Origin of the sequence: Cellulomonas sp. PhB150 (assembly GCF_003755175.1) — a bacterium.
Classification (GTDB): Bacteria; Actinomycetota; Actinomycetes; order Actinomycetales; family Cellulomonadaceae; genus Cellulomonas.
This window is the reverse complement of sequence record NZ_RKHX01000002.1, coordinates 406,327-417,655: the sequence shown is the minus strand read 5'-3', so window position 1 is coordinate 417,655 and position 11,329 is coordinate 406,327. Positions and strand designations below refer to the sequence as shown.

The window sequence follows — 11,329 nt, the reverse complement described above, 5'->3', positions numbered from 1 at the left end:
GGGGGTCTGGTGGGTCAGTCGGTGACGAGTGCGCGGAGCTCGGCCACGACGAAGGCGAGGTGGTCGCCGCCCTCGCCGGCGCCGCCGGACTCGTCCCAGTGCATGAAGGTCGCGTGGGTCAGGAAGAGCGCGAGGGCCGCGACGACGAGCGGGCTGCGCTCGGGCTGGTCGCCGAGCCTCTGCTCGACGAGCGCGACGATCTGCCCCTTGTGCTGCTCGAACCAGGCCAGGTGCCGGGCGAGCAGCCGGGGCTCGCGCGCCGCGATCTCGAACGCGCGGTTGAACCGGTCGCGCCCGACCGGCGGGTCCTGCAGGAACGAGCCGACGAGGCTCTCGAGGTCCGAGAGCAGGTGGCCCGTCGGGCCGCCCGCCGCGAACGCCACCGCCGCCTCGGAGTCGAGCTGCCAGGGCACGTGGCCCAGCACGGCGTCGTCCTTGGTCTCGAAGTAGTTGAAGAACGTCCGCGTGGACACGCCGGCCTCGGCGCAGATCGCCTCGACGGTCACGGCGTCGAGCCCGTGCGCCTCGACGAGGCGGTGCGTGGCGTCGATCAGCGCCTCACGGCGCGCGCGCTTCTTGCGCTCCCGCAGGCCGCCGTCGGGGGCCGGCGTCAACGCGTCCGCGAGGCGCTGCAGGTCGCCCTCTGCGTCCTGCGCTGCGGGCGCGTCATGCTGCGCGTTCGAGATCACCCGGGAATGTTACACGGACTGCAACTTTGCATCGCGTGCATTTTCTGTGGCGGGCGTCACCGCGTCAGATCTCGCCGAAGCCCCGCTCGACCTCGGTGACGAACACCTTGACCGCCTCGGCCGCCTGCGGGCCTTCCGCCTCGATGCGCAGCTCCGTGCCCTGCGTCGCGCCGAGCTTCATCAGGGCGAGCACGCTCGCGGCGCTGACGCCGTTGACCGTGACCTTCGCGTCGTAGGCGGCGAGCATCCGGGAGATCACGGCGGCGGGCCGCGCGTGCAGGCCCATCGGGTTGAGCAGGGTGCGGGTCTCGCGGACCACGCCGTCGTCCGCGGGCTCGGACGGCGCCGGCAGGTCCCCGGCAGCCTCCTCGACCGGGTACATCCGGCCCGCGCCCTCGGCGGCGGCGAGCACCGCGTCCAGGTCCGCTCCCCCGTGGGCGGTCACCGCGGCGGCGACGGCGCCCTCGACGAAGGGTGCGTCCGCGAGCCGGACGCGCGCGACGAGCTCCTCGTCGGCCAGGTCGAGCACGGACTCGGTCGTGAGCACGGCCGACCCGAGGTCCATGAGCACCACGGCGCTGCGGCCGTCCGCCGTGGCCTGCGCGACCGCGCGCTCGATGCCGTCGAAGTCGGTCCCGAGCTGCCCGTCCGGCGTCCCCCCGACGGGGAGGAGCAGCACGCCCGGTGCCATCTGCCCGGCGAGCTCGACCGTGCCGGCCGCCAGGTCGCGCGAGTGCGAGACGAGCACGAGCGCGACGCGCGCCAGGTCGCGGCCGCCGGGTGCGCTCACGCGGCGGCCGCCGCGGCGGCGTCGGCGAGGAGCAGCTCCGAGGAGCGTGCGCCGGGGTCGAGGTGCCCGATGGACCGCTCGCCCAGGTAGCTCGCGCGACCCTTGGTCGCCGCGAGCGGCACGGTCGACTCGGCACCGGCTGTCGCGGCCTTCGCCGCCGCCGCCAGCACGTCCGCAGGCGTGCCGCCCGCGTCGGCCGCGGCGACCGCGGCCTCCGCGGCGGGCGACCACGCGTCGACCATGGTCTTCTCGCCGGTGGTCGCCTTGCCGCGCGCCACGATGCCCTCGAGCGCCGCCTCGATGAGCGCGACCACGCCGGCCGAGTCGAGCTCGGCGGCGGCGGTGACCTTGGCGGCCCGCAGGTACGCGGTGCCGTAGAGCGGGCCGGCCGCGCCGCCCACGGTGGACATCAGCGTCGTGGCGACGAGCTTGAGGACGTCCCCGATCTCCGCCGGCGGCTCCTCGAGCGCGTCCAGCTTCGCCACGACGGCCCGGAAGCCGCGGTCGAGGTTCTCGCCGTGATCACCGTCGCCGATCTGCCGGTCGAGCTCGATGAGCTCGTCCCGGTGCTCGGCGATGGTCTGCGCGCTGCGGCGCACCCAGTCGATCGCCCACGCCACGTCAACACTCATCCACGCACTCCCCTTACGAACTCATCGGCACGACGGCACGTCACCAGCACGTCACCAACGCAGCGCCGTCGTGTGGACCGGAGCGTCCCACAGCTGGGTCGTCTCCTCGTCCAGGCGGAGCACGGTCACGGACGCTCCCTGCATCTCGAGCGACGTCACGTAGTTCCCCACGAGCGAGCGGGTCACCTCGACGCCACGCGCCTCCAGGAGCGCGCGGGCCCGACGATAGACGACGTAGAGCTCGGACGCGGGCGTGCCGCCCATCCCGTTGACGAACAGCAGCACCTTCTCGCCCGAGGCGAGGGCCAGGTCGTCCGCGACGGGCGTCAGGAGCATCTCCGTGATCTCGTCCGCGCTCGCCAGCGGGATGCGCCGACGACCGGGCTCGCCGTGGATGCCGATGCCGATCTCGATCTCGTCCTCGGGCAGGTCGAACGACGGCTTGCCCGCGTGCGGCACCGTGCAGGCGGTCAGCGCCACGCCCATGGTCCGGACGTTCGCGTTGACCTTCTCCGCGACCGCGACCACCGCGTCGAGGTCGTCGCCCCGCTCGGCCGCCGCTCCGGCGATCTTCTCGACGCACACCGTGCCGGCCACGCCGCGCCGGCCGGCCGTGTAGAGGGAGTCCTCGACGGCGACGTCGTCGTTCGTGACGACGGTCCGGACGGTGACGCCCTCGGCCTCGGCGAGCTCGGCGGCGGTCTCGAAGTTGAGCACGTCACCCGTGTAGTTCTTGACGATGGCGAGCACGCCCTTGCCGCTGTCCGCGGCCTGCAGGGCCGGCGCGATCTGGTCGGGCGTCGGCGAGGTGAACACGGGACCGGGCACCGCCGCGTCGAGCATCCCGACGCCGACGAACCCCGCGTGCAGCGGCTCGTGCCCGCTGCCGCCGCCCGAGACGAGCCCCACCTTGCCGCTCACCGCTCCACCGGCCCGCGTGACGAACGCGGGCTCCGCGTTCACCACCACGAGGTCGGCGTGGGCCGCAGCGAATCCCTCCAGGGACTCGGCGACGACGGTGCGCGGATCGTTGATGAGCTTCTTCACGTCGACCATCCCTTCGGCGGGCATCCTCACCCGACCACGGTGCGTGCTGGACTGCCCCCGATCCCCACCTTCACGTCACCCGTCAGGGCCGTCAAGGTGAGAACGTGCGCAGGGTGTGCACATTCGTGCACGGCGTTGCTCAGGCGCGACCGAGCAGGATTCGCGCCTCCGCGACGAGCAGGATCGAGCCCGTGACCAGCACCGCGGCACCGCGTTCGACGTCGCGCTCCGCGAGCCCGGCTGCGAGGTCGACGGCCTCGTCGAGCCGCTCGACGACGTGCACGCGGTCCTCGCCGAAGACCTCGACCGCGATCTCCCCCAGGTCGTCGGCCTCGAGCGCACGGGGGTTGTTCGCGGCCGTCACGACGATCTGGTCGAGCACCGGCTCGAGCACCGACAGGATGCCCTCGGGGTCCTTGTCCGCCATCACGCCGACGACGCCCACGACGCTCTGGAACGCGAACGCCTCGTCGAGCGAGGAGACCAGCGCCTCCATCCCGGCGGGGTTGTGGGCGCCGTCGACGATGACCGTCGGGCTCGTGCGCACGATCTCGAGCCGCCCGGGCGAGTCGACGTCCGCGAACCCCGCCTCGACGATCCCGGGCTCGAGCGCGGCGCCGCCGGCGATGAGCGACTCGACGGCCGCGAGCGCGAGCAGCGCGTTGTGCGCCTGGAACCTGCCGTGCAGCGGCAGGAAGATCTCGGTGTATGTGCCGCCGGTGCCGCGCAGGGTGAGCAGCTGCCCGCCCACCGCGACCGAGCGCTCGACGACCGCGATCTCGACGTCCTCGCGGATCACGCGCGCGCCGCGCTCGGCCGCGGCCGCGAGGACCACGCCCTCGACGTCCTCGGTCTGGCGCGCGAGCACGAGGGTGGCACCGTCCTTGACGATCCCGGACTTCTCCGAGGCGATCTCGACGAGCGTCTCGCCGAGGTAGCGCTCGTGGTCCATCGCGATCGGCGTGATGATCGCGACGTCGCCGTCGGCCACGTTCGTCGAGTCCCAGGCACCGCCCATCCCGACCTCGATGATCGCGACGTCCACGGGTGCGTCGGCGAACGCGGCGAAGGCCATCACCGTGAACACCTCGAAGAACGACAGCCGCGGCTCGCCCTTCTCCGCGGAGCGCTGGTCGACCAGGTGCACGTAGGGCGCGACGTCCTGCCAGACCTCGACGAACCGCTCGTCGCTGATGGGCTCGCCGTCGATCGCGATCCGCTCGGTGACGCGCGTCAGGTGCGGGCTGGTGAACCGGCCGGTGCGCAGGCCGTGCTCGCGCACGAGCCGCTCGACCATCCGGCTCGTCGACGTCTTGCCGTTGGTGCCCGTCAGGTGCACCACGCGGTACGCCTTCTGCGGGTCGCCGAGCAGCTCGCACACCTGGCGCACGCGCTCGAGGGTGGGGTCGATGTCGTGCTCCGGCGCGCGCGACAGGATCGCCCGGTAGACCTCGTCGGCCGCCGTCCGCGCCTCGCGCTCGGCCTGGCGCCGGGTGTGGTCCGCTCCGCTGGTGCTCATGCCTCGTACCCTCCGGCTTCGACTGCCTCGACGCTCACCGCGAGCTCCGGGGTCGGCGACACGTCGATCGTCACGCCCACCGCGAGCGTCTCGCGGGCGATGAAGTCCTGGTGCTCCTCGACCGCGCCGACGTGCTCGCGCGGGACGTCGAGGGACAGGACGATCCGGTCCCCCACCTGCAGGCCGGCGGCCTTGCGGGCGTCCTGCACGGCGCGCACGACGTCGCGGGCGTAGCCCTCGGCGAGCAGCGCGTCGTCGAGCGTGAGGTCGAGCACGACGAACCCGCCGCCGGGCAGCACGGCCGCCGTGCTGGCGTCCTGCGCCCCCCCGGCGACCACGGTCGTCAGCTCGTACTCGGCGGGCTCGAGCGCGACGTCCCCGTCGGCCGTCGTCACGACGACCGTCTCGCCGTCGACGCGCCACGCACCCGACCGGGACGCCTGGATGACCGCCTGCACACCGCGCCCCAGGCGCGGACCGGCGGCGCGGGCGTTGACCGCGAGGCGCTGGCTGATGCCGAACCGCTCGGCCGCGCCGGCGTCGGCCTGCTCGAGGTCGATCGCCTTGACGTTGAGCTCCGCCGCGAGCAGCGCCGCGTAGGGCGCGAGCGCAGACGGATCGTCGACCGCGACCGTGAGGCGGTGCAGCGGCTGCCGCACGCGGACCGAGTTCGCCTTGCGCAGGCCGAGCGCCGTCGAAGTCACCGCACGCACCTGGTCCATCGCGCGCACCAGGTCCGCGTCCGCGGCCAGCACCTCGTCGCGGGTCGGCCAGTCGGTGAGGTGCACGCTGCGCTCGCCGGTCAGGCCGCGCCAGACCTCCTCGGTGACCAGCGGGGCGAGCGGCCCCATCACGCGGGTCAGCGTCTCCAGCGCCGTCCAGAGCGTGTCGAACGCGTCGTCGTCCTCCGCCCAGAACCGGTCCCGCTGGGTGCGGACGTACCAGTTGGTGAGGACGTCGAGGTGCACGCGCACGGCCTCGCACGCCGCGGCGATGTCGTAGGCGTCCATGTGCGCGGTGACGTCGTCGACCAGGTCACCCGTCCGCGCCAGGACGTAGCGGTCCATGGGCGCCATCCCGGCGACTCGAGCCGCGTCCACCCGCGTCGCCCGGTAGCCGGCACCGCCCGCGGCCGCGCCCGAGTAGAGCGTGAAGAAGTAGTACGTCGACCACAGCGGCAGCAGCACCTGGCGCACGCCGTCGCGGATGCCCTCCTCGGTGACGACGAGGTTCCCGCCCCGCAGGATCGGGCTCGACATGAGCGACCAGCGCACCGCGTCGGAGCCGTACTTGTCCCACATGATCACGGGGTCGGGGAAGTTGCGCAGCGACTTGCTGGCCTTGCGGCCGTCGTCGCCCAGCACGATGCCGTGGCACATGACGTTCTTGAACGCGGGACGGTCGAACAGCGCTGTGGCCAGCACGTGCAGCGTGTAGAACCAGCCGCGGGTCTGGCCGATGTACTCGACGATGAAGTCGCCCGGGTAGTGGTTCTCGAACCAGTCGGCATTCTCGAACGGGTAGTGCACCTGGGCGAACGGCATCGAGCCCGAGTCGAACCACACGTCGAACACGTCGGGGATGCGCCGCATCGTGCTCGCGCCCGTGGGGTCGTCGGGGTTCGGGCGCGTCAGGTCGTCGATGAACGGCCGGTGCAGGTCCACCTCGCCGCGCTCGTCGACCGGGAGCCGCCCGAAGTCGGCCTCGAGCTCCGCGAGGGAGCCGTAGACGTCCACGCGCGGGTGGCTCGGGTCGTCCGAGACCCACACCGGGATGGGCGTGCCCCAGTAGCGGTTGCGGCTGATCGACCAGTCACGGGCGTTGCTCAGCCACTTGCCGAACTGGCCGTCCTTGATGTGCTCCGGCGTCCAGGTGATCTGCTGGTTGAGCTCGACCATGCGGTCGCGGAACTGCGAGACGCGCACGAACCAGCTCGAGACCGCCTTGTAGACCAGGGGGTTCCGGCAGCGCCAGCAGTGCGGGTAGGAGTGCTCGTAGGTCTCGTGCCGCACGACGACGCTGCGCTGCTCGGCCGCGACGCGCGCGAGCGGGCCGGTGCCCGCCTTGAGGTCGGCGATGATCGGCTTGTTCGCCTCGAACACCTGCAGACCCACGTAGTCGGGGACCTCGGTGGTGAAGCGCGCGCCGGAGTCGACGGGCACGACGGGCGCGATGCCCGCCGCCTCGCAGACCGTCATGTCGTCCTCGCCGAAGGCGGGGGCGAGGTGCACGATGCCCGAGCCGTCCTCGGTGGTGACGAAGTCCGCGACCAGCACCTGGTGGACGTTCTCGCGGTCGGCGAAGTAGTCGAAGGGCGGCGTGTAGCGGCGGCCCGCGAGGTCGGCGCCGCGCACGGTGGCGACGACGGTCGCCTCGCCCAGCTCGCGCTCGTACGCAGCGAGCCGCGGCTCCGCGAGCAGGACGCGCTCGCCCGGGTGGGCCTCCGCGAACGGCGAGCCCGGCGCGGGCTCGACGGTCACGTAGTCGATGTCCGGACCGACCGCGACGGCGAGGTTGCTGGGCAGCGTCCACGGCGTCGTCGTCCAGATCAGCGCGAGCTCGCCCGTCTCCAGGCGCAGGCCGACGGTCAGCGCCGGGTCCTGGCGCGACTGGTAGACGTCGTCGTCCATGCCCAGCTCGTGGTTCGACAGCGGCGTCTCGTCGACCCAGCAGTACGGCAGGACGCGGTAGCCCTCGTAGGCCAGCCCCTTGTCGTACAGCTGCTTGAACGCCCAGATCGCCGACTCCATGAAGGGGGTGTCGAGCGTCTTGTAGTCGTGGTCGAAGTCGACCCAGCGGGCCTGGCGGGTCACGTACTCGCGCCACTCGCCGGTGTACTTCAGCACCGACTCGCGGCACGCCGCGTTGAACTTGTCGATGCCGAGCTCATCGATCTGCGACTTCTCGGTGATGCCGAGCACGCGCTGCGCCTCGAGCTCGGCGGGCAGGCCGTGGGTGTCCCAGCCGAACCGGCGCTCGACCCGGTGGCCGCGCATCGTCTGGTAGCGCGGGACGACGTCCTTCGCGTAACCGGTGAGCAGGTGCCCGTAGTGCGGCAGGCCGTTGGCGAACGGCGGGCCGTCGTAGAAGACGTACTCGTTCGCGCCGTTCTCGCCCGCGTCCCGCTGGTCGATCGACGCCTGGAAGGTGCCGTCGGCGTCCCAGTGGGCCAGGACCTCGCGCTCGAGCGCGGGCAGGTCCGGGGATGCGGGGACAGCGGAATCGGTCCGGTGCAGCGGGTAGTTCGTGGCCACCGTGCGGTCTCCTGTGGTCGTTCGCGTGCGGCTACGAGGACGATCGCCCCGGAACGGACCGGGACCACCGCGGTACCACCTCGCTTGCCGGCGTCCGCTGCGCACGGGCTGTGCGCTGGGCGTCGACCACTCGTGAGGGCTGTGACGGGCCTACCCGTCCGGTTCTACTGGGACCCTGGCGGAGCGGCCCGTTCTTCCGGAGGCTCTCCGGTGATGGCCGGGTCGATGCCTGTGCTCCCAGCCTAGCCGACGGCTCGCGGACCGTCCCGCGCGTGCCGTCCGGGTGCGGGCCGCGCCAGACTGGTCCCGTGACCGGACCCCTGCTGCTCCTGGACCTCGACGGCACGCTCACCGACTCCTACCCGGGCATCGCGTCGTCGGTGGTGCACGCCTTCACCGCGTCAGGGCTCACGGTGCCGACGCCGACCGAGCTGCGCTCGTTCGTCGGCCCGCCGCTGCACGACGCGCTGCTCGAGCGCGGCATGTCGGTCTCCCAGGCCGACACCATGGTCGCGCACTACCGCTCGGCGTACGTGGCGGGCGGGATGTTCGACAACGCGGTCTACCCGGGCATCACCGAGGCGCTGGCGGCGCTGCGCGAAGCGGGCGCCACGCTGCTGGTCGCGACGTCGAAGCCCGAGGTCTACGCCGTGCCGATCTGCGAGCGCCTCGGCATCGCTCCCCTCGTGGACGGGATCTTCGGCGCTTCGCTCGAGGCCGACGGCGCGACGAAGGCGGGTGTGATCGCCCGCGCCCTGACGGGCCGGGAGCCTGGCGAGGCCCGGCTGATGGCCGGCGACCGCGAGCACGACGTCATCGGTGCGCGCGCGCACGGGATCGACTGCGTGGGCGTGGCGTGGGGCTACGCGCAGGACGACGAGCTCGAGGCGGCCGGCGCGGTCGAGGTCGTCGACTCCCCCGACGCGCTGGTCGCGGCGGCCGTGCGGCGGCTCGGTCTCTAGCTGAGCGCGCTACCCGAGCGCCAGGTCGAGAAGCCCGTCCGGGCCGAGCACGGTGCGCAGGATCTCGTGCCCCCCCGCACGCTCGTCGTCCGGGCGCTGCGGGTCGAGCGCCCGGCGGGCCCAGTCCGAGGCGTCCTCGAGCAGCCGCACCCCGCGTGCGTAGGCCAGCCGGTCGTCGTCGATGTCGACCCGGCCGTAGCCGGTGAAGAACTCGGCGGCGTCCAGGTCGGTGATCGGCCGGGCGCTGTACGTGCCGCCCAGGACGAACATGAGGTCGTGCTCCGCCGGGGCCAGCACGGCCGAGTCCCAGTCGACGAGCGCGACCCTGTCCGGCCCGGTGACGATCACGTTGCCCTGGTGCGGGTCGCCGTGGCAGACGACCATCGGCAGGGCCGTGGGCTCGTGCCGCTGCAGCTCGTGCAGGCGGTGGCCGACCCGCTCGGTGCGTTCCCGCACGAGCAGCAGGCGCCGACGCGAGCCGTCCCACGTCTCGAGCGTGGCGCGTGCGCGCTCGTCGGCAGCGGGCGACTCCCGCGCACGCTCGACGGCGTCGAACGCCTCTCGCCACCAGCCGGGCGTGAAGTCGACGACCGGCAGGCCCGGCACGAACGCGGGGTCGACGGCGTGCAGGCGCCCGACGAGACGCCCGAGCGCGAGCCAGGCCGGTGCCGTCAGGGGTTCGGCGAGCGCCGTCGGGCCCTCGAGCCACGACGTGAGCGTGAGGGTGCCACCGGCGCACGCGTACCCGAGGCTGCCGTCGGTCGCGCGCGCAGGCACGGCCTGTCCGCCGCCCGGGCAGGCGAGCGCGAGGGCCGCCGCGACGTGCTGCCCGACCGGTACGCCGGCGGGCGACCAGCGCGCCGCCCAGGTCCGCCCGTCGTCCCCGCGCACCTTCCAGACGCGCGCCTCCGTGCCGCCGCTGACGGGCTCGACGGCCGTCACGACGACCCCGAAGCCCGCGCGCAGGTGACCCCCCAGCTCGTCGTCGTGCCGCCAGCCCACGTCGCTTGGCGCGACCTCGACAGGTGCCACGGGCGTCAGCCCGCCGCCACGACGGGTTCCTGGTCCGACCAGGGGAACGTGATCCACCGGTCGGTGCGCCGCCAGACGAAGTCGGGGTCGACGACCGAGTGGGGCTTGGCGTAGAGCACTGCGGTCCGGACCTCGGCGCAGTGCAGGGCCATGAGCTGCCCGACGAGCGCCAGGGTCTCCCCCGTGTCGGCGACGTCGTCGGCGACCAGCGCGCGCGCGCCCCGCAACGCCTCGATGTCGAGCAGCGGCGGCAGGACCACCGGGTCGGGCAGGCGCTGGTCGATGCCCGTGTAGAACTCGACGTTCAAGGTGCCGACCGCCTTGGTGCCGAGCGCGTACGCGAGCGCGCCGCCCAGCGGCAGCCCGCCGCGGGCCACCGCGATCACCAGGTCCGGCACGTAGCCCGCGTCGGCGACGGACTGGGCGAGCTAGCGCACCGCCACGCCGAACCTGTCGTAGGAGAGCACCTCGCGCTCGGGCGGGAGCACCTGACCTGCAGCGGCCTCGGTCGTCGTCACTCCCGCAGGCTAGGCGCCCGATGTTGCCGCGACGTTGCCGTCGCGTCGCGGCCGCCTTGCGGTTCCTGTGCAGGACGGTCCGCACCGCGGGCTTGACCTTGACGCGACGTCAAGTTCTACCGTGGTCGGCATGGAGGCATCGATCCAGGAGGTCGCCCGGCTGACGGGCACGACGAGCCGCACGCTGCGTCACTACGACGCCGTCGGCCTGCTCGCGCCCAGCAGGGTCGGCGACAACGGGTACCGCTGGTACGACGACGACGCGCTCGTGCGGCTGCAGCGGATCCTGCTGCTGCGCGAGCTGGGGCTCGGCCTGGCCGAGATCGGCCGCGCGCTGGACGACGAGCACGACGGCACCGCGGCGCTGCGCCGGCACCTGGCCTGGCTGGAGTCCGAGAAGCGCCGCCTCGACCGGCAGATCGCCGCGGTCGAGTCCACCATCAGCACGAGGGAGCAGGGAGGGACGGTCATGGCCGAGAAGATGTTCGACGGGTTCGACCACACGCAGCACGAGGAAGAGGTCGTCGAGCGCTGGGGCCGCACGGCGTACGACACGTCGGACGCCTGGTGGCGCTCGATGAGCGAGGCCGAGCGGGCCGACTGGAAGTCACGCACGGCCGCGCTGGCCGACGAGTGGGCCGCCGCGGCCGGCGCCGGGCACGACCCCGCGAGCGAGTTCGCCCAGGACCTCGCGGGCCGGCACGTCGCCTGGCTCGGCTCGATCCCGGGCACGCCGGGCCACGGCTCGGCGCCCGTGCGCGAGTACGTGACCGGCCTGGCCGACATGTACGTCGCCGACCCGCGGTTCGCCGCGACCTACGGCGGCGAGGCGGGCGCGACGTTCGTGCGCGACGCGCTGCACCTGTTCGCGGCGCGCCACCTGTGA

9 protein-coding genes and 1 pseudogene are annotated in these 11,329 nt (G+C 73.2%); 2 read left to right on the top strand and 8 right to left on the bottom strand.

Annotation, left to right across the window (positions count from 1 at the left end; genetic code table 11):
- Nucleotides 1–14: 14 nt before the first annotated feature.
- The 6 genes from EDF34_RS09315 to ileS form a co-directional block, all read right to left on the bottom strand.
- A complete protein-coding gene (locus EDF34_RS09315) occupies nt 15–689 on the bottom strand; it encodes a TetR/AcrR family transcriptional regulator (RefSeq protein ID WP_123371071.1) in 675 nt (224 codons plus the stop codon).
- Between the two features lie 64 nt (nt 690–753).
- Nucleotides 754–1,479: a dihydroxyacetone kinase phosphoryl donor subunit DhaM gene (gene dhaM / locus EDF34_RS09310; protein ID WP_233575289.1), complete on the bottom strand. Its 726-nt coding sequence runs from the start codon at nt 1,477–1,479 to the stop codon at nt 754–756.
- Nucleotides 1,476–2,111, bottom strand: coding sequence for a dihydroxyacetone kinase subunit DhaL (dhaL, locus tag EDF34_RS09305; protein WP_123371070.1), 636 nt, complete (start codon nt 2,109–2,111; stop codon nt 1,476–1,478). Before dhaL ends, dhaM begins: the two co-directional genes overlap by 4 nt.
- 51 nt (nt 2,112–2,162) lie before the next feature.
- Nucleotides 2,163–3,158 carry a dihydroxyacetone kinase subunit DhaK gene (gene dhaK / locus EDF34_RS09300; RefSeq protein ID WP_123371309.1) on the bottom strand — a complete coding sequence of 332 codons (996 nt, stop codon included), beginning with the start codon at nt 3,156–3,158 and terminating at the stop codon, nt 2,163–2,165.
- A gap of 139 nt (nt 3,159–3,297) precedes the next feature.
- Complete coding sequence (locus EDF34_RS09295; protein WP_123371069.1) at nt 3,298–4,677, bottom strand: folylpolyglutamate synthase/dihydrofolate synthase family protein; 1,380 nt, start codon at nt 4,675–4,677, stop codon at nt 3,298–3,300.
- A complete protein-coding gene (gene ileS, locus EDF34_RS09290) occupies nt 4,674–7,931 on the bottom strand; it encodes an isoleucine--tRNA ligase (RefSeq protein WP_123371068.1) in 3,258 nt (1,085 codons plus the stop codon). Before ileS ends, EDF34_RS09295 begins: the two co-directional genes overlap by 4 nt.
- Before the next feature lie 308 nt (nt 7,932–8,239).
- Here ileS and EDF34_RS17850 point away from each other — a divergent pair, with 308 nt between their 5' ends.
- Nucleotides 8,240–8,893, top strand: coding sequence for an HAD hydrolase-like protein (locus EDF34_RS17850; RefSeq protein ID WP_233575288.1), 654 nt, complete (start codon nt 8,240–8,242; stop codon nt 8,891–8,893).
- A gap of 9 nt (nt 8,894–8,902) precedes the next feature.
- Here the strand turns inward: EDF34_RS17850 and EDF34_RS09280 are convergent, their stop codons facing one another.
- On the bottom strand, nt 8,903–9,925 hold the full coding sequence (locus EDF34_RS09280; protein ID WP_158615073.1) for a phosphotransferase enzyme family protein: 1,023 nt from the start codon (nt 9,923–9,925) through the stop codon (nt 8,903–8,905).
- Nucleotides 9,926–9,930: 5 nt separating this feature from the next.
- A pseudogene (locus EDF34_RS09275) lies at nt 9,931–10,338 on the bottom strand (phosphoribosyltransferase); the annotation flags it as partial.
- Nucleotides 10,339–10,573: 235 nt separating this feature from the next.
- Between EDF34_RS09275 and EDF34_RS09270 the strand changes: the two are divergent.
- Nucleotides 10,574–11,329 carry a MerR family transcriptional regulator gene (locus tag EDF34_RS09270; protein WP_123371304.1) on the top strand — a complete coding sequence of 252 codons (756 nt, stop codon included), beginning with the start codon at nt 10,574–10,576 and terminating at the stop codon, nt 11,327–11,329.

Excerpts from the sequence above, each read along its gene's own strand:
- EDF34_RS09270 (WP_123371304.1), top strand. The coding sequence starts at position 10,574 with ATGGAGGCATCGATCCAGGAGGTCGCCCGGCTGACGGGCACGACGAGC.
- EDF34_RS09295 (WP_123371069.1), bottom strand. The coding sequence starts at position 4,677 with ATGAGCACCAGCGGAGCGGACCACACCCGGCGCCAGGCCGAGCGCGAG.
- dhaL (WP_123371070.1), bottom strand. The coding sequence starts at position 2,111 with ATGAGTGTTGACGTGGCGTGGGCGATCGACTGGGTGCGCCGCAGCGCG.